Origin of the sequence: Streptacidiphilus cavernicola (genome assembly GCF_042510955.1) — a bacterium.
Taxonomy (GTDB): domain Bacteria; phylum Actinomycetota; class Actinomycetes; order Streptomycetales; family Streptomycetaceae; genus Streptacidiphilus; species Streptacidiphilus cavernicola.
The window spans coordinates 185,154-207,689 of the sequence record NZ_JBHFAB010000007.1; the positions used below are offsets into that span (position 1 = coordinate 185,154).

Genomic DNA, 22,536 nt, shown 5'->3' on the forward strand with positions numbered 1-22,536 from the left:
GACCTCGGGGCAACGCGCATCCCCCACTCATGCCACCCTTGAAGGGTCGGTGACAGGCGACCAGAAGGCACACATCCCAGATGACCGGATCCAGCGCGAGCGCCGACCAGGCAGCGGACGCCTCCGGAGCCGTGCCCGACGACAGCCTGCGCCGCCTGAACGACGAGGCCGCCGCCCTCACGAAGGACTCGGACCCGGAGCACGCCGACGCCGGGGACTCCGGCAGCGCGCCCGGCCCCGACCCGGACCGCTCCGTCGACCTGGTCAAGCGGCCACGGTCGACCCTCCCGGCGGAGACCCGCGCCAGCTCGCACGTCTCGGTGGACGAACCGCTGCTCGCGGCCCGGGTGCACCGCCCCGCCGACCTGATCCGCTTCCTGCTCGGCGTCCTCGGCGTGGCCGCGGTCTTCGTCCTGGCCAGCATCGCCACCTCCACCACCAGCGGGCTCCAGGACGACATCACCAGCGGCGTCACCAAGGTCCCCGACTTCCTCACCACCATCACCGGCGTGGTCTCGACCGCCGCCGTGCTGATCGTCCCGCTCGCCTTCGCGGTGGAACGGCTGATCAAGCGGGACGGCCTCCGGGTCGCCGACGGGGTGCTCGCGGCGGTGCTGGCGCACGGCATCTCGCTGGCGGTGGACCTCTGGGTGGTGAAGTCCGCCCCCGAGTCGATCACCGCGGCGCTGACCGTGCCGATCCTCGGCACCACCTCGGTCACCGACCCGGTGCACGGCTACCTGACCCCGGTCATCGCCTATATGACCGCGGTCGGCATGGCCAGCCGCCCGCGCTGGCGGGTGGCGCTGTGGGGCGTGGTGCTGCTGGACAGCCTCTCCGAGCTGATCAGCGGCCACACCACGCCGCTGTCGATTGCAGCAACGATCCTGCTCGGCCTCAGCGTCGCCTACGGCACCCTCTACGCCGTCGGCACCCCGAACGTCCGCCCCACCGGCCAGCAGCTGCTGGCCGGCCTGCGGAAGGTCGGCTTCGCCCCGGTCAGCGCGCACCGCTCCTCGGACGGCCCCGAGGGAACCCGCCGCTACCTGGTGATCCAGGACGCGGCCTCGCCGCTGGACGTCCATGTGATCGACCGTGAGCAGCAGGCCTCCGGCTTCTTCTACCGGCTCTGGCGGCGGCTGCAGCTGCGCACCGTCGCCGTCCGCTCCAGCCCGCAGTCGCTGCGGCAGGCGCTGGAGCAGGAGGCGCTGATCGCCTACGCGGCCAACACCGCGGGCGCGCACTCGCCCAAGCTGATCGCCACCTCCGAGCTGGGCCCGGACGCGGTGATCCTGGTCTACGAGCGGGTCGAGGGCCGCTCCCTGGACGCCGCGGCCGACGCCGAGCTGACCGACGCGGTGCTGGCCGACGGCTGGACCTCGGTCAAGGCCCTGCACGACCGCCGGATCGCGCACCGCAGGCTCACCGCCGAGTCGTTGCTGGTCACCGCGGGCGGCGGGATGTGCCTGATCAACCTGGCCGGGGGCGACATCGCCTCCGGCGATCTGACGCTGCGGATGGACCTGGCCCAGATGCTCACCACGGTGGCGCTGCGGGTCGGCCCGGAGCGGGCGGTGGCCTCCGCCAACGCGGTGCTCGGCTCGGCCCGCACCGCGACCGCGCTGCCGCTGCTGCAGCCGGTGGGGCTGCACCGCTCCACCCGGATCGCGCTGAAGCACCACAACCGCGAGCGCAAGGCCGAGGTGTCGGCCGCCCGCGAGGAGCAGATCAAGTCCGGGGTGAAGGTCGAGGAGGCGCTGGCCGGGATCCCGGACGCCGAGGACTTCCTGGCCCGGATCCGCGCACAGATCCTGGAGGTGGTCCCGGAGGCCCCGGTCCAGCCCGCCAGGCTGCAGCGGCTCAAGCCGAAGACCCTGGTCACCGTGATCGCCGGCGCCTTCGCCGCGTATCTGCTGGTGGGTCAGCTGATCGCGAACAACCCGGTCACCGCGCTCTCGCACGCGGACTGGCTCTGGGTGCTGCTCGCCCTGGCCGCGTCCGTGCTCAGCTATGTCGGCGCGGCGATGAGCCTGGCCGGGTTCGTGCCCGAGCGGCTGCCCTTCTGGCGCACCTTCCTGGCACAAGTGGCGGGGTCGTTCGTGAAGCTGGTGGCGCCGGCCGCGGTCGGCGGCGTGGCACTGAACGCCCGGTTCCTGCAGCGGGCCGGCATCCGCTCGGGCCAGGCGGTGGCCAGCGTGGGCGCGTCCCAGCTGGTCGGTCTCGGCATGCACATCCTGCTGCTGCTGGGCTTCGGCTTCATCGCCGGGACCGGCAAGAGCTCCGACATCCCCTCCTCCCGCACGGTCATCGCCGGTCTGCTGATCGCGGCGGTGCTGGTGCTGGTGGCGGCGGCGATCCCACCGCTGCGGCGCTGGCTCACCACCCATGTGCGCAGCCTGTTCCTGGGTGTCATCCCGCGGATGCTGGACCTGCTGCGCTCACCGGTGAAGCTGGTCACCGGCTTCGGCGGGGTGATCCTGGTCTCGCTCGCCTTCGTGGCCTGCCTGGACGCCAGCATCAGGGCCTTCGGCGGGTCACTCCCCTTCGCCACCATCGCCGTGGTCTACCTGGCCGGCAACGCGGCGGGCTCCGCGGTCCCGGTGCCGGGCGGGATCGGGCCGATCGAGCTGGCCCTGACCGGTCTGCTCACCAGCTTCGGGCTGCCGCTGGCCGTGGCCACCCCGGCGGTGCTGGTGTTCCGGGTGCTGACGTTCTGGCTCCCGGTGCTGCCCGGCTGGATCTCCTTCACCTTCCTGCAGCGCAAGCAGGCGTTGTAGCCCCCGACGTCGAAGGGCCCCGTCTCCATGGGAGACGGGGCCCTACGACGTTCGACCTAGTACACCGGCTTAGTACACCGGCTTCTGCGGCTCGATCTGGTTGACCCAGCCGATCACGCCGCCGCCGACGTGCACCGCGTCGGAGAACCCGGCGGAGTGCAGCACCGCCAGCACCTCGGCCGAGCGGACCCCGGTCTTGCAGTGCAGCACGATCTTCCGGTCCTGCGGCATCCGCTCCAGCGCGTCGCCCATCAGGAAGTCGCCCTTGGGGATCAGCGTGGCGCCCGGGATGCTGACGATCTCGTACTCGCCCGGCTCACGGACGTCGACCAGGAAGATGTCCTCCTTGTCGTCCTGCCACTGCTTGAGCTGCTTCGGGGTGATGGTGGAGCCGATCGCCGCCGCCTGCGCCTCGTCGCTGACGACGCCGCAGAAGGCCTCGTAGTCGATCAGGTCGGTGACGGTCGGGTTCTCCCCGCACAGCGCGCAGTCCGGGTCCTTGCGGACCTTGACCTGGCGGTACTGCATCTCCAGCGCGTCGTAGATCATCAGTCGGCCGACCAGCGGCTCGCCGATCCCGGCCAGCAGCTTGATCGCCTCGGTGACCTGGATCGCGCCGATCGACGCGCACAGCACGCCGAGCACGCCGCCCTCGGCGCAGGACGGCACCATCCCGGCCGGCGGGGCCTCCGGGTAGAGGCAGCGGTAGCAGGGGCCGTGCTCGGCCCAGAACACGCTGGCCTGACCGTCGAAGCGGTAGATCGAGCCCCAGACGTAGGGCTTGCCGAGCAGCACCGCGGCGTCGTTCACCAGGTAGCGGGTGGCGAAGTTGTCGGTGCCGTCGACGATCAGGTCGTACTGCGCGAAGATCTCCTTGACGTTGTCCACGTCCAGGCGGGTCTCGTGCAGGACGACGTTGACGTAGGGGTTGATCTCCAGGACCGAGTCGCGGGCCGACTCGCCCTTGGACCGGCCGATGTCGGCCTGGCCGTGGATGATCTGACGCTGGAGGTTGGACTCGTCGACGGTGTCGAACTCGACGATGCCGAGCGTTCCGACGCCCGCGGCGGCGAGGTACATCAGTGCGGGAGAGCCGAGGCCGCCGGCGCCCACGCAGAGCACCTTGGCGTTCTTCAACCGCTTCTGCCCGTCCATCCCGACATCCGGGATGATCAGGTGGCGGGAGTACCTGCGGACCTCGTCCACGGTGAGCTCAGCGGCCGGCTCGACCAGGGGTGGCAGCGACACGGGGGACTCCGGTGATCGGTTTTCTGTACGGTTCTCCGGCCAACAGTGCCACGCCCGCCGCTATTCCAGGCCCCCGGTCCGAGGTACGAGACAGCTGCTGAGACGGTTTCCGGCGGATCAGACCCGGCAGGCGGTCTCCATCCAGATGTCCGCGAGCGACTCCTCCAGCGGGACCCTGGGCCGCCAGCCGAGCCGCTCCCGCGCGGTGCGGATGTCCGCCTGCCGCCACAGCACCTCGCCGGGACGGTCGTTGCCGCCGTCCGCGCCGGGGATCGGGCTGCGGGTCTCCTCCATCAGCCGCCCGTCGAAGCCGGAGGCGCGGACCAGCAGGTGCGCGGCGTCCCGCATCCGGACCCCGCTGCCGCCGCCGATGTTGATCACGCCGGTGGCCGCGGACACCGCCGCCGCCTGGACCGCCCTGGCCACGTCGCGGACGTCCACGAAGTCCCGGAAGGCGGACAGGTCCGCCGAGCGGACCTGCGGCTCGCCCCGCTCCAGCGCCCGGCGCAGGCTCTCCGACAGCCGTCCGAACAGCGAACCGGCCGGTACCCCGGGGCCGACCGCGTCGAAGATCCGCAGCACCACCGCGTCCAGGCCCGACGACAGCGCCAGCTCGGTCCCGGCGAGCTTGGTGACCCCGTACGGGCCGAGCGGGCGCGGGTCCGAGGTCTCGGCGGTGGAGGTGCCGATCGGGACCGGGCCGTACTCGGCGGCGGAGCCGACGTGGACCAGCCGGGCCGGGTCGTGGCTGCGCCGGATCGCCTCGCAGACCGTGGCCACCGCCTGGGTGTTGGCCCGGACCAGGTCGCGCGGGCTGCCGTAGGTCGCCCCCGCGCAGTTGACCACCACCCGCGGCATCACCGCGTCCAGGAATCTGGCCAGCGCGCCCGGACTCCCGGCGGCGAGGTCGAAGCGGATGTCGGCGGTGTCCCGCCGGCCGAGCACGGTCACCTGCAACTCCGGGTCGGCGAACAGGCGGTCGGCGACGCGGCGGCCGATGAAACCATCGGCGCCCAGCAGCAGCACCCTCATGGTGCGGTCCTTCCTTGGAACATGTGGAGAGAGGGAAAGGGAGTTCATTCGGTCGCGGCGGCGTGGTGCGACTCGGGTCGGAGCAGCACCGTCCAGGCGTACGGGAGCAGCAGCACGGCGGTCGGCCCGCAGCCCCAGAGCAGCGCCTCGGCGAAGGCCGTCCCGGCCGGGCCGCCCGCGGCCGGCACCCGCCAGGGCGCGGCGGCCCCGACCGCGGCCGCGGCCACCCCCACCGCAGCGAGCACGCCGAGCAGCGCGGCCAGCGCGTCCTGGCGGCGACCGCAGCGCCAGAGCAGCAGCACCAGCAGCAGCACCGCCCCGGCGCACTCCTGGGCGGCCCATACCGTCCCGTCGGCGCCGCCGACCGCAGCGGCGACGCCGGTCGCGCCGCGGTCGCGCTTGATCACCACCGCGGCGAAGGTCAGCACCGACAGCGCGGTCAGATACAGGAAGAGGGCGACCGGCAGGACCGGTCGCATCCGTTCTCGGAACTCGCTCTGCGACCTGGCCGCGCCGAGATGACCCCAGCCGATGTGCCGGAACCAGCGGGCGCACCAGTCGGCGGCACCGACCGAGCAGGCCAGCGCGGTGGCGACGGGCAGCGCCAGGCCGCCGGTGACGCCGAGGCCGAGCAGCCCGGCCAGGCCGAGCGCGAAGCCGAGCCTGGCCAGGAACGGGTGCTCGGGACCGCGCCCGCGGCCCTGGCCCGAGCCGACCGCGGCGACCAGGGCCAGCAGTCCGGCCACGGTCAGCGCGACGCCGGGACCGCGGGCGGCCCCGCCGGTCGACCGGGCCAGCCAGAGCGCGGCGCAGGGCAGCAGGTAGAGCAGGCCGATCCCGAGCGAGGGCCCGGCCCGGCGCCGCCAGGGGCTCTCCGGCGGCGGCACCCGGAGCGCGGACGGCCGCCGCGGCACCCGCGCGTACAGCTCCTCGGCCAGCGAGAACACGTCGCTGTGCCGGTAGCGCCCGGCCGTGCCGGGCCCGATCCCGGCCGCCTCCAGCTCGGCGGCGATCTCCAGCGGATCCACCGCGGTCTCGCACAGCGGGAGGTGACGCACCAGCAGATCGTGCACCGGGTCGGCGGGAACCCCGTGCGGCACGGACGCCGAGGACGACGCGGATGCCGGGAACGGCGGTGCGGAGGACGGCGCGGCCGGGGACGGCGGGACCGGCGGAGCCCCGCGCAGGCGTTGGCTCATCCGGCCCCCGCCTCCTCGACCAAGGCCCCGACCGGCACCGCGGTACGCACCCGCTCCCGACGCGGCGCGGAGACCCGCAGCTCGGCGAGCCGGGTCGACAACCGCCACCCCGACGCGGCCCGCTCCGCCTCGGCCAGACCCACGGAGGCCTGACCTGCCGCACCGACTCCCGCCGGACCGCCCTCCGCCGTACGCTCCCCCTTCGCGGCAACGCCGCCCCCCGCCGCCATGGCGACCGGCTGCGGCTGGGCCGCGCTCGCCGCCACCCAGGCCTCCGCGGTGCGGCCGAAAGGCCGCCGCGCGGCGACCGCGCCCAGCGGGGCCACCGGCAGCGGGCGGCCGGAGACCAGCTCCAGGTAGAGCCCGCGGAAGGCGGTGGCCGCGGGCTCCACCGCGTACATCTCCTGGGCCCGCAGCCGCCCGGCGTTGCCGAGTCTGGCGCGGCGCTCCTCGTCCGCGAGCAGCGCCGCGCAGGCCGCGGCCAGGGCGCGCGGATCCTCCGCCGGGACCAGCAGCCCGGTCGGCCCGATCAGCTCCCGAGCCGCGCCCACGTCCGTGGCCACCACCGGGCGCCCGCTCAGCATCGCCTCGGCGAGCAGCCGCGGCGGAGCGCCCCTGGTGCCGGAGAGGACGGTGACCGTCCCCCGCTCGTACACCGCGTCCAGCCGTGCACCGGCCTCCTCGAAGACCACGGCCTCGGCCTCGTCCGGAAACAGCGTCGCGACCAGCTCGGCGCAGTGCGCCCGATAGGCCTCGGCGCCGGCCGGAGCGCCGCCGTGCACCCGGAGCCGGGCCGTGGCATGCGTCTCCCGCAGCTCGGCGAGGCCCCGCAGCGCGGTCTCCAGACCGCCGTGCGGTTCGATCGGGCCGGTCCAGACCAGGGTCGGGATCTCCGGCTCGGCGCCGGCCGCCGGACGGTCCGCGTTTTCGGTGCCCTCGTAGACGACCCGGACGGTGGCCGGGTCCGCGCCGCAGTGGATCTGCCAGCGCTGGTCGTAGGAACTGCCGGGGGTGATCAGCCCGGCCTGCCGGTAGCCCTCGCGGGCCAGCAGCCGGAAGAAGGTGAGCAGCAGCGCCCGGACCGGCCGCCGGTAGGGGGCGTCCCGGTAGCCGCGGGCGCGTTCGCGCAGGTGCAGGCCGTGCTCGGTGATGATCAGGGGTATCCCGTAGAAGTGCTTCGCCAGCAGGCCGGGCAGCACCGCCGGGCCGCCGCCGACGGCGTGGCAGATGTCGGCGGAGGCCAGCCCGGCCGGACCCGCGGCCTGCCCCGGCAGTCGGACCGCGGACCACCAGCGCTCGCGCACCGGGCCCTCGGCTGCCGGCTCGGCGCCGTACCAGGGCGCGGACAGCGCCCGCAGATGGTGCGCCAGCAGATCCGCGGCCACCAGGACGTCCCTCACCTGCGGTTCGACCGCGGCGCCCGAGCCCGCGGCGCCGATCGCGCCCGGTGCCTGCCAGGCGGTCTCCAGCACCCGTAACGCCGCGCCCGAGCGCAGCAGCGCGGGCAGCCCGCCACCGCGGCCGGCCTCGGCCAGGGCGTAGAGGGCCGGACCGAACCCGGCCGCGGCGCCCGGCTCCACCAGCGAGCGGACCAGGGCCCTGTAGGCCAGCAGCGCCCGGCGCCGGGGCCGCCCGTGCAGCACGGCGGCGGCCGGGGTGCTGGGCCGCAGCGCGGACAGCCGGGCCGGCAGCGGCTCCGGCGGAGCCTCGCGCCGCGCGGCGCCCAGGGCGTACATCTCGAACTCGTGCTCGGGCAGGCCTCGGGTGAGCCGGTCGCACCAGCCGCCCTCGGCACTCTCCGCGATGGGGAAGCCACCCTCAGTGAGCAGTGCGATGCGCATGGAGACCTCCAGGAGCCGTAGGACGATGGTGTGGAGTGGGCCCCCCGACGTCTGTTCGGCCCGACGGGACGAAACTACGTCCGGGGACTGACACCCACTCGACCATTCGGCCGCCTACCACCCGAAGGAGTGAACCCCCGAAACCCCCGGCCCACTACGGCGTTGTCCTGCGGCGTTGCCCTGCAACATTGCCCCCGCGACTACCGCCGGGCCGCCTCCGGCCGGTCGGTCAGCGCCAGCAGCTCGCGGAACTGCGCCGCCACCAGCTCCGGGTACTCCATCATCGCCACGTGCCCGGCCTCCGGCAGCACCAGCAGCCGGGAGTCGCGGAACGCCTGCCCGGCCCGCCTGGCCATCCGGTAGGACACCAGCTTGTCCCGCAGCCCGTACACCAGCAGCACCGGCGCGGTGACCCGCTCCGCCTGCTTCCAGAGCGACTGCGGCCCGCGCTCGGTGTACGCCCTGACGATCCCGCGCGCGGTCCTGGCCAGCACGTCCATCGTGTACGGCAGCGCCATCCGGCGCTGGTACTCCGCCACCATCTCGCGCCGCCGCTCGGCGTCGATCAGGCCGGGGTCGCCGTAGCAGAGGTCCAGCAGCGCCTCTGTCTGCTGCTCCACCGGCTGGCCGCGGGTCAGCTTGCCGAAGGCGGCCGGAACGCCGGGCATGGCCAGCAGCCCGGTCGGCAGCGCGGTGTGCTGCGGCGGCAGCTCCGGCAGTGCCGGGGAGATCAGGGTGAGCGTCCGCACCAGGTCGGGGCGCAGCGCGGCAAGACGGGTCGCCACCGCGCCGCCGAGCGAGTTGCCGAAGAGGTGCACCGGGCCGCGCCCGGCCAGCTCCAGGTAGTCGACGACGGCGCGCATGTGCGCGGTGACGGACAGGTCGGCGTCGTCCGGCGGCGGGGACTGGCCGAATCCGGGCAGGTCCACCGCGTGCCCGTCGACGTCACCGGCCAGCCGCTCCATCAGCAGCTCCCAGTTCTGGGTGGATCCGCCGAGGCCGTGCACGAACACCGCGGGCGGCAGTCCGGCCCGGTCGGGACCGGTCGCCGCGACGTGCAGGGCGCACCCCGGCACGACCACGTCCCGGACCTGCCGGGAGCCCGGCTCGGCGGCAGGAATCGCTGTCTCGGGCATCTCGCCCAGTCCGCTCGTCATCCCCCGATGCTACGAGCGGAACCGGGCCGGGCAGGCACCGGCGGCGCCGGAGCGGCCCCAGCGCGTCGCGGTGAATTGAGTGGATTGCACCATCATCGGGCGTTCTGCTCAGTCCTGCGTTGTCAGTTCCTCACAACACATCGCCCGGACTTTCTTTCGGCGACCTGCGGCGCAGAGGATTACCGACAAGTAGGATGGCCGTCTGGAAGACCCACCACCACCGTGAGCGAGGAGCGCCGTGACGGCAGTTCAGGACACGGACGAGCGACCGCGTGCCGCCAAGGCGGCGACCGGCCGCCTGCCGCGCAGCGCCCGGCGCAACCAGTTGCTCGGCGCCGCCGAAGAGGTGTTCGTCGCCCAGGGCTACCACGCGGCCGCCATGGACGACATCGCCGAGCGCGCCGGAGTCAGCAAGCCGGTGCTCTACCAGCACTTCCCGGGGAAGCTGGAGCTCTACCTCGCCCTGCTCGACAAGCACTGCGACGCCCTGGTCGAGGCCATCCGCGCGGCGCTCGAGGCCACCACGGACAACAAGCTCCGGGTGCTGGCCACGACCGAGGCGTACTTCGCCTACGTCGCGGCCGAGTCCGGCGCGTTCCGGCTGGTCTTCGAGTCCGACCTGACCAACGAGGACGCGGTCAAGGAGCGGGTCGAGGCGGTGACCCGGGCGACCGCCACCCTGGTCAGCAAGGTGATCGCGGAGGACACCGACCTCCCCGAGGAAGAGGCCATGCTGCTCGCCGTCGGCGTCTGCGGCCTGTGCCAGATCACCGCCCGGTTCTGGCTGGCCCAGGGCGGCACCATCCCGCAGGACGAGGCGGTCCGACTGGTCTCCAGCCTGTCCTGGCGCGGCCTCAAGGGCTTCCCGATGCACGGCGGCGACACGGCCGCGCACTGAACCCGGCTCGTGCCGACCTCCGGTCGGTCTAAGGTTGCCCCGTAGGGCGCGATCATCCGCGCGAGGACAGTGAACAAAGCAACGCCTTGAGGGGCCGGAGGGACGTAGCCGTGGAGGTCAAGATCGGCGTGCAGAACGCGGCTCGGGAGATCGTTCTCGAGAGCTCGCAGTCTGCTGATGAGGTCGAGAGCGCGGTCGCCGCCGCGCTCGACGGCAGTGCCAAGCTGCTGAAGCTCACGGACGAGCACGGCCGCAAGGTCCTGGTTCCGGCCGAGCGCCTCGCCTACGTGGAGATCGGCGAGCAGGCCGCCCGCAAGGTCGGCTTCGGCGCGATCTGATCCGAGATCCAAGCAAGAGGCGCCCCTCCCGCTCCGGCGGGGAGGGGCGCCTCTTCGCTTTCCCTGGACGGGCTCCCGCCGAACCTCCCCGGCCGACCCCTAGCCGACGCCCGCGCGAGTCGCACGACGGGCCGCCCCGGCGGGTGATTCCCGGCCGTCGTCCGGCCCGAACCGCCGCTTCCCGCATGGCCTGTGCCATCGCTGGGTACGACCTGGGAGATATCCGCGCAACCAGGAAGGGGAGCACACCCGCATGCGATGGGACCTGCTCGCGTTCGCCCTGGTGGGACTGGCCGTCGGGGCCGCCGCCGCGCTGCTGCTGCCGCGTCTGTTCACGGTCCACCGGGGGATGGTGGTGCTGACCGGCCTGTGCGCCGCGCTGCTCACCGGCAGCCTCGGCTACGCCGTGGTCGGCTCAGGACACCTCTACCTCACCGTCCCCGGCTGCGCCGTCGGCGCCTGCGCGATGGTGTCGCTGCTGGCCCACCCGGAAAACCGGCGATCACCCTCGACCCGCTACCCGCACCACGCCTGAGGCCCGGCCCGAGCCTCAGGAGGCCAGCCCCAGCGCGGCCATCCGCCGGGTGTGCGCCTCGGTGATCCGGTTGAACATCTTGCCCACCTCCACCAGGTCGAAGCCGCGCACCTCCACCCCGCCGATCAGCAGGTTGGACAGCGCGTCCCGCTCGGCGACGACCCGCTGCGCCTGGCTCAGCGCCTCGCCCATCAGCCGCCGGCCCCACAGCGCCAGCCGTCCGCCGATCCGCGGGTCGGCCTCGATCGCCTGGCGCACCTTCTCCACCGCGAAGTCGGCGTGGCCGGTGTCGGCCATCACCTTGAGCACCAGGTCCCGGGTGTCGCGGTCGAGCCGGACCGCGACCTCGCGGTAGAAGTCGGACGCGATGGAGTCGCCGACATAGGCCTTGACCAGGCTCTCCGGCCAGTCGGACGGTGCGGTCAGCCGGTGGAACGCGTCCAGCGGCTCGGCGAAGGGCAGCATCGCCGCGGTCGGGTCGGCGCCGACCCGGACCAGCCGGTCGTGCAGCAGCCGGTAGTGCTGGAACTCCGCGGCGGCCATCCCGGCCAGCGCCGCCTTGTCCTCCAGCGTCGGCGCCAGCTTGGCGTCCTCGGCCAGCCGTTCGAACGCGCTGAGCTCCCCGTAGGCGAGCCCGCCGAGCAGGTCGAGCACCGCCGCGCGATACTGCGGGTCCGCCGAGCAGCTGTCCCAGTCCCCGATCGTGTCGCCGAGGCCGTCGCCCTTGCCGTCGCCGGTGCCGCCAGGAGTCTCCATAGGCGGCACTTTATCCGTCACATGTACGGAACTGTCGTCCGCGTCAGATGTTCGATCACTCGCTTGCGGGTATGGTGGTAGTGAGGACCGGCGTATGCGCCGCCCCTCACGTATGCGGATGCCCGGTCGGTGGAACGATCGGCTCCGACCGACCCAGCCCTTCCGATCCGGGGACGGACATCACGAAGGGCCCGCAGTGGCCGAGCGAGGGCCGCCGCAGACCGCACCTCAGCGGTCCCGCGCCGGACCTCCCATCAATGGCCTTCCGCAGTGCCGCCCGCCCGCGCGTGACGAACGAGTCCGCGCTACCGACGGAGCCGGCACGCGGGACGGCCGCGAGGTAGCCGGTTGCGGTCAATGCGCACGTACGCGACGTACGGACGCCCGGCCGCCCCACGCCAGGCCGCACACACCGGAAGAGGCATCGCCCTGACTACGTTCCGAGAGCTCGGGATCCTTCCCGAGACCGCAGAGGCCCTAGAGGCCGTCGGCATCATCAATGCTTTCCCGATCCAGGAGATGACCCTCCCGGTCGCCATGGGCGGCCACGACGTCATCGGCCAGGCCAAGACCGGCACCGGCAAGACCCTGGGCTTCGGGCTCCCCATCATCGACCGGGTCCGGGTCTCCGCCGACGTGGACGCCGGCCGCTGCACCCGCGAGGAGCTGCCGACCGCGCCGCAGGCGCTGGTCGTGGTCCCGACCCGGGAGCTGTGCACCCAGGTCACCAACGACCTGCAGACCGCAGGCAAGGTCCGCAACGTCCGGGTCCTCGCGATCTACGGCGGCCGGGCCTACGAGCCGCAGGTCGAGGCGCTGCAAAAGGGCGTCGACGTGGTCGTCGGCACCCCCGGCCGGCTGCTCGACCTGGCCCGCCAGCACAAGCTGGACCTCTCCGCCGTCCGCATCCTGGTGCTGGACGAGGCGGACGAGATGCTCGACCTGGGCTTCCTGCCCGACGTCGAGAAGATCATGACCATGCTGCCGACCAAGCGGCAGGCCATGCTGTTCTCGGCCACCATGCCCGGCCAGGTCATCAGCCTGGCCCGGCGCTACATGACCCAGCCCACCCACATCCGCGCGGCGGCCCCGGACGACACCGGCCACACCGTCGCCTCGGTCCAGCAGTTCGCCTTCCGGGCGCACTCCATGGACAAGGTGGAGCTGGTCTCCCGGGTGCTGCAGGCCGAGGGCCACGGCCTGGCCATGATCTTCTGCCGCACCAAGCGCACCGCCGCCGACGTCTCCGAGCAGCTCACCAACCGCGGCTTCGCGGCCGGCGCGGTGCACGGCGACCTGGGCCAGGGGGCGCGCGAGCAGGCGCTGCGCGCCTTCCGCAACGGCAAGGTGGACGTGCTGGTCTGCACCGACGTGGCCGCCCGCGGCATCGACGTCGACGGTGTGACGCATGTCATCAACTACCAGTGCCCCGAGGACGAGAAGACCTACCTGCACCGCATCGGCCGGACCGGCCGCGCGGGCGCGTCCGGCACCGCGGTGACCCTGGTCGACTGGGACGACATCCCCCGCTGGGCGCTGATCAACAAGGCGCTCACGCTGGGCCTGGCCGAGCCCGAGGAGACCTACTCCACCTCGCCGCACCTCTACGAGCTGCTGCACATCGCCCCCGGCACCAAGGGCGTGCTGCCGCGCGCCGACCGCACCCGTGCGGGGCTGGGCGCCGAGGCGATCGAGGACCTGGGCGAGCCCGGCGGACGCGGTTCCCGCGGCGCGGGCAGCCGTGAGGAGCGGGCCGCCCGCGGTCCCCGCGACAGCGGGCGCGGCGCCGGACGCGACGGCCGCCGCCCGGCCGCCGCCGAGGCCCCGGCCGAGGAGCAGCGTCCGCGCCGCGAGCGCCAGCGCCGCCGTACCCGCTCCGGCGGCGAGGGCGAGGCCGCAGGCGTGGGCACGGGCGTGCAGGAGCCGGTGAGCGCCGCTCCGGCGCAGGCCGTCGAGGTGCGGGCCGACGCGGGCGCGGTCGCCGAGGAGTCGGCGCCGCGGGCCCGTCGCCGTCGCCGCGGCGCGGCAGGCGCCGAGGACGCCGCTGTCGCGGTGGTCGAGGCGGCCACCGCCACCGAGGCAGTCGCCGAGGCGGTCGCGGTCTCCGAGCCGGTGGAGCAGGCCGCCGAGGCCCCCGCCCCGCGCAGCCGTCGCCGTCGCGGCACCGCCAAGGCCGTCGAGGCCACCGACCCGGCCGAGGTGGTCCAGGCCGCCGAGGCGCTGGTGGCCGCGACCGCGGTGCAGGCCGCGGACCCGGCGACCGCCGCGAGCGGCACGGACACCGCGCCGCCCGCCGAGGCCCCCGCTCCGCGCAGCCGTCGCCGTCGCGGCGGGGTCAGCGCCGAGGTCACGGCCGAGACCGGCAACGACGTCCCCGCCGCCGACGCCCCGGTGGAGGGCGAGGCCGCCAAGGCCCCGCGCCGCCGCCGGAGCAGCCGTCCGGCCGCGACCGCGGTGCAGGCCGCGGACCCGGCGACCGCCGCGGGCGGCACGGACACCGCGCCGCCCGCCGAGGCCCCGGCGCCGCGCAGCCGCCGTCGGGCCGCGCGTCCGGAGGGGGCCGCCGCGAGCGTGCCCACCCCGGCCGAGGTCCCGGCCCCGCGTCAGCGCCGCAGCGCGGTCGCGGCGGCCTCGACCGCACCGGAGGCCACCGAGACGCTGGTACCGCGCCGCCGCCGGCGCAGTGAGCGGCTCGCCGACGCCGCGGCGGCGACCGCCGCGGCCGAGGCCCGCGGCCTGCGCTAGGCCCGGCGCCGGTCCGCCGAAGCGCACCGGACGCGGGTGGGACGACAGCTTCTGTCGTCCCACACGCGCCCTTCGCTTTCCCGGCGCGCCCCGCCCGCGCCACACCGCTGTCATCCGCGGCGGCTAGGGTCGGATCCGTCCGCAGTCGCCCGCGCCCGGGATGGAGCCCGCCATGAGCACGCCGCCGTTCCTGACCCTGCCGGCGTCGGCCCGGAGCATCCGGCTGGCGACCGACCGCGGCGGGTTCGCCGCGTTGCACGGCCTTCCGCCGTCGGGCCCGGTCCGCGGCACCGCGCTGCTGGTCCCGGGCTTCACCGGCAGCAAGGAGGACTTCATCGCGCTGCTGGAGCCGCTGGCCGAGGCCGGGTTCCAGGTGGTCGCGGTGGACCAGCGCGGGCAGTACCAGACCGGCGGCCCGGCCGACGAGACCGCCTACGGCCTGGAGCCGCTGGCCCTGGACCTGCTGGCGGTCACCGAGGCTGTGGCGGGACTGGAGCGGACCGCGGGCGCACCGCTGCACCTGCTGGGGCACTCCTTCGGCGGCTACGTGGTCCGCGAGGCCGCGCTGCACTGCGCGGCGGGGGCGGAGGCAGCGGCGGGCGCGCAGCCGTGGGACTCGCTGACGCTGATGAGCACCGGCCCCGGCGCGGTCTGCGCGGACGAGGCGCAGCGGGCCGAACTGCTGCTCTCGGTGCTGCCGGTGATGGACCTGGAGGCCATCTGGCAGGCGATGAAGGAGCTGGAGGCAGCCGCGGAGGGCGGCGTCCCGCAGGCGCGTCCGGAGATCGCCGAGTTCCTGCACCGCCGCTGGCTGGCGAACGTGCCCGAGGCGCTGACCGCGATGGGCAGGCAGCTGACCGTGGAACCGGACCGGGTCGACGCGCTGGCCAAGGTGGGCCTGCCGACCCTGGTCCTGTCCGGTGAGCGCGACTACGCCTGGCCGGTCCCCGAGCAGGCGGAGATGGCGCTGCGGCTGGGCGCGCCGCATGTCGCCGTCCCCGGCGCGGGCCACTCCCCCAACGCGGAACAGCCCCGGGCGACGGCGGACGCACTGGTCGACTTCTGGCGCGCCGTGGGCCGAACCCCCGCCTAGGGTCCGACCCACGGCCCGGAGCAGCGGGCCCCGGACGGCGGGGCGAGCGGGGCGATCCCGCGGGCGAAGCAGCCGGGGAGGGGCTCGCCGGAGCCGTGCAGCCGTCGGACCAGGGCGCGGGCCCTGGCGACCTGGTCCGGCCCAAGTGCCGTGCTTAGTCGATGTGCTGACGCTCGGTCAGGTCGAGCGCGCCGTTCCGGTCGCCGTCCCGCAGCAGCTCCCAGAAGCCCTCGGCGACGTACCCGGCCGCCTTCGCTCGCTGACCGGGTCCGCCCCCGGCAGGCCCCCCGCCGGCCAGGCCGCGGGGAAACGGGCCTCACACCGTTCCCCAGCGACCGCGGCCGACGGGTCGAGGGCGCGCGGCGACGAGACCGCCGTGACCGTGTTCGTCCGGCCCGAGTTCCCCCGGCCGTCATATGTCGTCGCCGCCAACCCAATTGACATCCTTACCAAGAGAGCCCTCCTTGGCAAGGTCGCGTCAAAATTCTCTCCACCACCGCGCGCCCCCCGCGCGGGCGATTCCCCAGGACAGATCCGCCAGGTCTCAGTAAACTCTCCGGCAGCGGAATAAACATGCCGCGCATGGCAGTTCGCACGAATGCACGCCTTGCGCGCCCGTCACTTCCCCGTCCGGCGCCAGGCCGATACCAGGCATTAACGGATGGGCAATCACCACAACACAGCCTGGCTGCATTGTGGGCAGTGGAATTGGAAGGGAGACGCCCATGAGATTCGAGATCATGCGTCTGAGCGACATCGACGGCAGCACCACGGACCGCCTCATCGCTGATGCGGAAACCGTACGCGCCATGGTCGAGGACGCCGCCGCGACCGGAGAACGGCTCTACATCCGCCCGTACCAAGCCTCCTAGGCCGGGGAACGGCCGAGGGGGACGTACACACGCGAAGGGGCCCGGCAGGCACACCGCCCGCCGGGCCCCTTCACGCTCTGCGGGGCCCCGAGAACGCGAAGCGCCCCGCACCGCCTCAGGCCGGCACCGCCGCCAGTTCGTCGGTGAGCGCCGCGCCCGGCGCCGCGCCCGCCGCCTCCCGCCGCAGGTGCTTCCGCCGCACCACGACCACCAGCACGGCCAGCACCGCGGCCCCGGCCGCGACCACGAACGGCATCTGGGCGTTGACGTGCGCGGCCAGCTTGGGCGCCACGAACGGCGCAGCCGCCGCCGCGAACCAGCGGACGAAGTTGTACCCGGCCGAGGCCACCGGCCGCGGGGCGTCGGAGATCTCCAGGGCCAGCTCGGTGTAGACGGTGTTGTTCATCCCGATGAACGCGCCGGAGAGCACGGTGGCGGCGATCGCCGCGGCGTGCGAGCCGAAGCCGAGCAGCAGCAGGTCGGCGGCCAGCAGCAGCAGCGAGCCGCCGAGCACCCGGAGCGAGCCGAAGCGGTCCTGCAGCCGCGGCGCGGCGAACACCGAGCACAGGGCGAGCAGCAGGCCCCAGGCGAAGAACACCGCGCCGCTCCGGTACGGGCTCATGTCCAGCACGAACGGCGAGAAGGCCAGCACCGTGAAGAACGCGTAGTTGTAGCAGAAGGCGCTGGCGGCGGTGGAGGCGAGGCCCTTGTGCCCGAGCGCCCGCAGCGGCTCGGCCAGGCCCACCTTGCGCACGGGCGGCGACGGCTGCTGCGACGGGGACTGCTGCGGCTTCAGCAGGAAGGTGATCGCGACGAAGCCGATCGCCATCAGCGTGGCCGTGCCGAAGAAGGGGTAACGCCACTTCAGATTGCCCAGCACCGCGCCGAGCAGCGGGCCGCAGGCCATGCCGATGCCCAGCGCCGACTCGTAGAGCAGGATCGCCGCCTCGCTGCCGCCGGTCGCCGCGCCGACGATGACCGCCAGCGAGGTGGACACGAACAGGGCGTTGCCGAGGCCCCAGCCGGCCCGGAAGCCGACCAGTCCGCCGACGCTGTGCGAGGTTCCGGCCAGCGCCGCGAAGACCACCACCAGCGCCAGCCCGATCAGCAGCGTCCGCTTGCCGCCGATCCGGCTGGAGACCCAGCCGGTGACCAGCATCGCCACCGCCGTGACCAGGAAGTAGCTGGTGAACAGCAGCGAGACCTGTCCGGCGTCGGCGTTCAGGCCCTTGGCGATGGACGGGAGGATCGGGTCGACCAGGCCGATGCCCATGAAGGCGACCACGGCCGCCCCGGCGGTCGCCCAGACCGCCATGGGCTGGCGCAGGATGCTGCCGCGCTCCTGCTCGTGCTCCTGGAATCCGGCCGTTGTGCGTGGGTCCACGACCCACCTCCTCAGTCGATGCCTTTCCGATATAGATGCATAGTACATCTACTTGGTTGCAAAATACACCCATCCCCACCGACCGGGTGATCGTCCTTGACGACGCGGTCGCGAGGGAGGACCGTTGTGCTCCATGAGGGGCGAGCCCAGTTGCCCGAGGTGCGGGGGCCGCGTCCGCGCCCCAGGACTGTTCACCGACGCGTGGCAGTGCGACGTGCACGGCACCGTGCACCCGCTCCAACCCGTGGTCCCCCCGAGCGTGGAAGCGCTGACCGTGGCGGTGGCCCGGGCCGAGGTCCCGGTCTGGATGCCCTGGCCGCTGCCGGTCGGCTGGCTGTTCACCGGGATCGCGCACGCGGGTGACGACCTCTCCGGCGGACGCGCCAGCGCGGTCGCCTGCTCGGGCCCGGGGCCGCTCGGCGGACCCGGTGAACTCGTGCTGGTGGCCGAGGAGTTGGGCGTCGGCCTGGGCGCCCGCTTCGCCGGGCTGCCCGGCCCGGACCCGGGCGACGCGATCGCCGTGGACCGCCCCCCGCACGCCAAGGTGCTCGCCGCCGGACGGCCGACCGCGCTGTGGCACGTCGCCGGAGCCCCGGACGACCGTGCGGTGTTCGTCGGCGAGGCCCGCGGGCTGTGGCTGTGGGCCGTCGTCTGGCCGGAGCGCAGCGGGCTGCTGATGTACGACGAACTGGTGCTGACCGACCTCCGCGACGCCGGGGCCGAACTCGACCTGCTCCCCTGCGGCGCGCTCTCGCCGCGGCTGCTGGGCTGACCGCCGGAGCCGCGCTGCGGTCAGGCGTGTGAGATTCTCGGGCCCTGACCCGCGACCCGCCTGGAGCCCCCTCGTGCGCATCGACCTGCACACCCACAGCAACGCCTCGGACGGCACCGACACCCCCGCCGAACTGGTCCGCAACGCCGCCGCCGCGGGCCTGGACGTGGTCGCGCTGACCGACCACGACACCGTGGCCGGGCATCCGGAGGCGGTCGCGGCGCTGGCCGAGCACCGGCTGAGCGGGCTGACCCTGGTGACCGGGAGCGAGCTATCCTGCCAGGTCGAGGGCATCTCCATGCATCTGCTCGGTTACCTGTTCGACCCGGCCGACGAGGAGTTCACCCGCGAGCGGGAGCTGGTCAGGACCGACCGGTTCCGCCGGGCCGAGGCCATGGTCGAACGCTGCCGGGAGCTGGGCGCGCCGATCAGCTGGGCCCAGGTCCAGCGGATCGCGGGCGACGGCTCGGTGGGCCGGCCGCATGTGGCCAGCGCCCTGGTGGAGGCGGGCGTGGTGGCCGACATCGACGCCGCGTTCACCGCCGAGTGGGTGGCCAACGGCGGCCGGGCGGACGTCCGCAAGCGGGAGTTCGACCCGTTCGAGGCGATCCGGCTGGTCCGCGCAGCCGGAGGGGTCACCGTCTTCGCCCACCCCGGCGCGCACAAGCGCGGTCGTACCGTGTCCGAGCAGGTCATCGCCGAGCTGGCGGCGGCGGGTCTGGACGGCGTCGAGGTGGACCACACCGACCACGACCAGCCGACCCGGGCCCGGCTGCGCGCCCTCGCCGCCGACCTCGGGCTGCTGACCACCGGCTCCAGCGACTACCACGGCAGCCGCAAGGCGGTCCGGCTGGGCGCGAACACCACCGCGCCGGAGGTCTACGAAGCACTGGTCGCCCGAGCCACCGGAGCCAAGCCGGTCACGATCTGACGAAGCGTCCACAACGAGGGCGAAACCTCGCTGTGGAAGTCTTTACTCAACTGCTACCCTCGGCCGATTCCACCGTGTTCTCACACGGTGTCACCATCACGACAGAGGGATGCACTCATGGCGATTCGCCGTGCCAAGATGAAGGCCCAGGTCATCGAGAAGCTCACCCAGGCCGCGCCTGCCGGGGAGACCTTCATCGCCTGCGTGCACACGGAGACCGGCCCGAGCCCGTGGCTGAACGCGATATTCGACGAGATCCCGCTGGTCGGCATGATCGTCGCGTTCACGCGCAAGTTCTACTTCCTGACCCTCACCAACACCTCCATCGTGGTGAACAGCGCCAGCCGCTGGACCAACCGCCCCGGCGACATCGTCGCGGTCTACCCGCGCGAGGCGTTCCCGGTGAGCCGGGTCAAGCGGGTCAAGGTCTGGAACTCCATGTACGTCGAGTTCACCCCCGGCGCCAAGCCGACCCGGCTGAACGTGCACGCCTACTGGCGGCACGAGCTGGACCAGTTCATCGCCGCCTTCCCGGCGAGCGCGATGGCCGACGCCGCCGCTGTCCCGGCGCAGGCGACCGCCCCGGCCGTGGACACCCAGAAGACCGTCTGACGCCTCCTCACCCGATCCCGCCGGTCATCCCAGCGGGACGCCGCGGCGTTCGGGATCCCGCAGGTCGGTGCCGTGGCGCAGCCAGCGCTCCTGGAGTTCGGCCGCGCCGTGCACCCGCTTGTGGGCGGCCTCGTTGGGGGTCATCGGCAGCAGCGGCAGGAAGCGGACCGGGTCGGCCGGGTCGGGGAGTTCCAGATCCTCGACCAGGCCGCCCGGCTCAGCCACCAGGAACGCGGTGAACGGAGCCCCCTCCCAGAGCGGGCCACCCAGGTCCAGCGAGGCCCCCGGAGCCACCACCAGGCCTTCGACCTGCGGCGCCGCCGCCAGCGTGGCCAGCGGCCTGAGCACCTCGTCCCGGCCGCCGCGGACGGTCAGCAGCAGTTCCGCACGCGGACCGCGGAGCGGGTCGGCGACCGCACTGGTCGGATCGCCCATCGGCGCGGCCGACATGCCCAGGGTGGCGTAGCGGACCAGGCCCGCGCCGTCCGCGCCGTCCGCACCGCCGGCGAGGAAGCGCAGCACCTCGATCCGGTCGGTCCCGAGGAAGGTGACCGCGGCACGGGCGTCCGGCTCGCCGAAGGTCGTGGTCAGTCGGGCCTCGACGGCGCTCAGGACTTCATCGTGCTGCATGGCTCAGAAGCCTACGACAGGCTACGGCCTGCCCTGCTGACCGCGGATCACGACCACCAGGCCGACCAGGACGAGGGCCACCGCCGGGTAGACCGCGACCGGCGGCAGCTGGCCCAGCCAGACCGCGGCGATCAGGGCCGCACCCGGGGTCTCCAGCAGGATCGCGGTGGACACCAGCGAGGGCCCCAGGGTGCGCACCACCCGATTGCTGAGGGAGTGTCCGAGGAACTGCGCGGCCACGGTGAGCAGCAGGATCTTGGTCCAGGTGTCCGCGCTGTAGCCGGTCAGCGCCTGCCCCGAGGCCAGGCAGGCGGCCAGCAGCAGCACCGCCGTGGTGGTGTAGCAGACGAAGGTGTAGACCGTGGTGCCGGTGTTCCGGCGCACCTCGCTGCCGAGCAGGAAGTAGCCGGAGGCGGCGATCCCGGCCCCGAGCGCCAGCCCGTCCCCGGCCAGGGCGCGGGCCGAGAGGGTGAAGTCGACCCCGGTCAGCACCAGCACCCCGGCGAAGGCGACGCAGCTGCCGATCCACACCGTCCGCGGCACGTGCTGTCCGCGCAGCCGCAGGAACAGCGTGGTCCACAGCGGGGTGACCGTGCACAGCGCGGTGGACGAGGCGATCGAGGTCATCCGCAGGCTGGGCAGCCACATCGCGAAGTGCGCGGCGAGGAACGCCCCGGCGGCGAGGCTGAGCAGCACCGTGCGGCGGCTCATCGCCCGCAGCTCGGCCCGGTGCCGCAGCAGCGCGATCGGCGACAGCACGCCCGCGGCCACGCAGTTCCGCCAGAACGCGATGGCCACCGCGGGCGCGGCGGTCGCGGTGATCAGCGGCGCGGAGAAGGCGACGCCGCTGACCGCGAGCGCCAGCAGCAGGAAGTCGATCCTGGGCACGGTGGAGAGGTCCGGGTGGCCGACCGCGGGCGGGGGCTCGGCGGTGTCCGCACCGGCGGTCGAGGTGGGGGACGTCTGCACGGGGCTCCTCGGGCTACGCCCCGGGTAAGGGGCGTTTCGATGGTACGAGACTGACGCTCCCCCGGGCGACACCTTCCGCCCCCTGGACTTCCGCCCCCGGTCTCCGCGGCCGGACCCGGTCAGGCCCTAGGCTTCGGCCCATGACTGAGCTGAGCGGCGCGGAGCTGCTGGACCGGACCCTGGTGGAGGAGTCGGCGAAGAAGTCCGGACTGCTGTGGGTCCGGGTCGCCGACGGCACCGACCGGCCGCTGTGGCAGACCTGGCACGACGGGGCGGTGGTGCTGGTCGGCGAGGGCGCCGAGCAGCCGCTGCACGGGCTGGCCGACGGCCAGTCCACCGTGCTGACCGCCCGCAGCAAGGACAAGGGCGGACGGCTGGTCAGCTGGCCGGTGCGGGTCGAGCAGCTGGCCCCCGGCAGCGCCGAGTGGACCGCCGCCGCCGAGGAGCTCAGGGCCAAGCGGCTGAACTCGCCGGACCACGAGAGCGTCACCGACCGCTGGGCCCGCGAGTCCCGGCTGCTCCGACTGGTCGCCGCGGACGGGCCGGTCAGCGGCCCGGACGCGCTGCCGGACGGCTCGCACGCCGCCGCGCCGGTGCCCAGCCCGGCGACCACCCGGCAACCGGTCCCGGCCGCGCTGCCGAAGCTGCTGTTCGGTCGGCGGAGGAAGCCGCGGAAGCAGAAGTAAGAACTGCGGTATGACTGGTCCCGGGTGATCAGGACTGGGGCAGCGGGGGCGTCGGCGCACC

The 22,536-nt window shown here is 73.8% G+C and carries 20 protein-coding genes; 11 read left to right on the forward strand and 9 right to left on the reverse strand.

Translation table 11 applies throughout. The annotated features are described in order from the left end of the window. Positions 1-80: 80 nt before the first annotated feature. Positions 81-2,777 carry a flippase-like domain-containing protein gene (locus tag ACEZDE_RS12110; RefSeq protein WP_380535456.1) on the forward strand — a complete coding sequence of 899 codons (2,697 nt, stop codon included), beginning with the start codon at positions 81-83 and terminating at the stop codon, positions 2,775-2,777. 69 nt (positions 2,778-2,846) lie between these two features. Here the strand turns inward: ACEZDE_RS12110 and moeZ are convergent, their stop codons facing one another. The 5 genes from moeZ to ACEZDE_RS12135 form a co-directional block, all read right to left on the reverse strand. Then, entirely contained in the window at positions 2,847-4,025 is a 1,179-nt protein-coding gene (gene moeZ, locus ACEZDE_RS12115; protein ID WP_380535458.1) for an adenylyltransferase/sulfurtransferase MoeZ, read from the reverse strand. 117 nt (positions 4,026-4,142) lie between these two features. Next, positions 4,143-5,057: an NAD-dependent epimerase/dehydratase family protein gene (locus ACEZDE_RS12120; protein ID WP_380535460.1), complete on the reverse strand. Its 915-nt coding sequence runs from the start codon at positions 5,055-5,057 to the stop codon at positions 4,143-4,145. 44 nt (positions 5,058-5,101) lie between these two features. After that, on the reverse strand, positions 5,102-6,256 hold the full coding sequence (locus ACEZDE_RS12125; protein WP_380535462.1) for a hypothetical protein: 1,155 nt from the start codon (positions 6,254-6,256) through the stop codon (positions 5,102-5,104). Next, the gene (locus ACEZDE_RS12130; RefSeq protein WP_380535464.1) at positions 6,253-8,097 is read right to left on the reverse strand and encodes a DUF3492 domain-containing protein; all 1,845 of its coding nucleotides are present in this window, start codon (positions 8,095-8,097) and stop codon (positions 6,253-6,255) included. Before ACEZDE_RS12130 ends, ACEZDE_RS12125 begins: the two co-directional genes overlap by 4 nt. 200 nt (positions 8,098-8,297) lie before the next feature. Then, entirely contained in the window at positions 8,298-9,254 is a 957-nt protein-coding gene (locus ACEZDE_RS12135; RefSeq protein ID WP_380535466.1) for an alpha/beta fold hydrolase, read from the reverse strand. Between the two features lie 238 nt (positions 9,255-9,492). Here ACEZDE_RS12135 and ACEZDE_RS12140 point away from each other — a divergent pair, with 238 nt between their 5' ends. The 3 genes from ACEZDE_RS12140 (at position 9,493) to ACEZDE_RS12150 (ending at position 11,025) form a co-directional block, all read left to right on the forward strand. Then, positions 9,493-10,152, forward strand: a complete 660-nt coding sequence (locus tag ACEZDE_RS12140) for a TetR/AcrR family transcriptional regulator (protein ID WP_380535468.1) — start codon at positions 9,493-9,495, stop codon at positions 10,150-10,152. 110 nt (positions 10,153-10,262) lie between these two features. Then, positions 10,263-10,490 (forward strand): DUF3107 domain-containing protein, encoded by a 228-nt coding sequence (locus ACEZDE_RS12145; protein ID WP_380535470.1) that lies wholly within the window; start codon positions 10,263-10,265, stop codon positions 10,488-10,490. A gap of 253 nt (positions 10,491-10,743) precedes the next feature. Beyond that, entirely contained in the window at positions 10,744-11,025 is a 282-nt protein-coding gene (locus ACEZDE_RS12150; protein ID WP_380535471.1) for a hypothetical protein, read from the forward strand. Between the two features lie 15 nt (positions 11,026-11,040). Here ACEZDE_RS12150 and ACEZDE_RS12155 read toward each other — a convergent pair whose 3' ends face one another. Beyond that, on the reverse strand, positions 11,041-11,781 hold the full coding sequence (locus ACEZDE_RS12155) for a ferritin-like fold-containing protein (RefSeq protein ID WP_380535473.1): 741 nt from the start codon (positions 11,779-11,781) through the stop codon (positions 11,041-11,043). A 357-nt stretch (positions 11,782-12,138) separates the two neighbouring features. On the opposite strand from ACEZDE_RS12155, the gene ACEZDE_RS12160 reads away from it, so the two are divergent. From ACEZDE_RS12160 to ACEZDE_RS12170, 3 genes are all read left to right on the forward strand, one after another. After that, positions 12,139-14,526 carry a DEAD/DEAH box helicase gene (locus ACEZDE_RS12160; RefSeq protein WP_380535475.1) on the forward strand — a complete coding sequence of 796 codons (2,388 nt, stop codon included), beginning with the start codon at positions 12,139-12,141 and terminating at the stop codon, positions 14,524-14,526. Between the two features lie 172 nt (positions 14,527-14,698). Next, positions 14,699-15,619: an alpha/beta fold hydrolase gene (locus tag ACEZDE_RS12165; protein ID WP_380535477.1), complete on the forward strand. Its 921-nt coding sequence runs from the start codon at positions 14,699-14,701 to the stop codon at positions 15,617-15,619. Between the two features lie 725 nt (positions 15,620-16,344). Next, a complete protein-coding gene (locus ACEZDE_RS12170) occupies positions 16,345-16,491 on the forward strand; it encodes a hypothetical protein (RefSeq protein ID WP_380535479.1) in 147 nt (48 codons plus the stop codon). Positions 16,492-16,606: 115 nt separating this feature from the next. Here the strand turns inward: ACEZDE_RS12170 and ACEZDE_RS12175 are convergent, their stop codons facing one another. Next, positions 16,607-17,806 (reverse strand): MFS transporter, encoded by a 1,200-nt coding sequence (locus tag ACEZDE_RS12175; protein ID WP_380535697.1) that lies wholly within the window; start codon positions 17,804-17,806, stop codon positions 16,607-16,609. Positions 17,807-18,008: 202 nt separating this feature from the next. Here ACEZDE_RS12175 and ACEZDE_RS12180 point away from each other — a divergent pair, with 202 nt between their 5' ends. From ACEZDE_RS12180 to ACEZDE_RS12190, 3 genes are all read left to right on the forward strand, one after another. After that, positions 18,009-18,647: a DUF6758 family protein gene (locus ACEZDE_RS12180; protein WP_380535481.1), complete on the forward strand. Its 639-nt coding sequence runs from the start codon at positions 18,009-18,011 to the stop codon at positions 18,645-18,647. A 73-nt stretch (positions 18,648-18,720) separates the two neighbouring features. Then, entirely contained in the window at positions 18,721-19,578 is an 858-nt protein-coding gene (locus ACEZDE_RS12185; RefSeq protein WP_380535482.1) for a PHP domain-containing protein, read from the forward strand. 117 nt (positions 19,579-19,695) lie between these two features. Next, positions 19,696-20,190, forward strand: a complete 495-nt coding sequence (locus ACEZDE_RS12190) for a hypothetical protein (protein ID WP_380535484.1) — start codon at positions 19,696-19,698, stop codon at positions 20,188-20,190. 24 nt (positions 20,191-20,214) lie between these two features. Here the strand turns inward: ACEZDE_RS12190 and ACEZDE_RS12195 are convergent, their stop codons facing one another. Together ACEZDE_RS12195 and ACEZDE_RS12200 are read right to left on the reverse strand one after the other, a co-directional pair. Beyond that, positions 20,215-20,820, reverse strand: a complete 606-nt coding sequence (locus ACEZDE_RS12195) for a suppressor of fused domain protein (RefSeq protein ID WP_380535487.1) — start codon at positions 20,818-20,820, stop codon at positions 20,215-20,217. 21 nt (positions 20,821-20,841) lie between these two features. Further along, on the reverse strand, positions 20,842-21,789 hold the full coding sequence (locus ACEZDE_RS12200; RefSeq protein ID WP_380535489.1) for a DMT family transporter: 948 nt from the start codon (positions 21,787-21,789) through the stop codon (positions 20,842-20,844). Positions 21,790-21,929: 140 nt separating this feature from the next. On the opposite strand from ACEZDE_RS12200, the gene ACEZDE_RS12205 reads away from it, so the two are divergent. Further along, positions 21,930-22,475, forward strand: a complete 546-nt coding sequence (locus ACEZDE_RS12205; protein WP_380535491.1) for a hypothetical protein — start codon at positions 21,930-21,932, stop codon at positions 22,473-22,475. Positions 22,476-22,536: the final 61 nt, after the last annotated feature.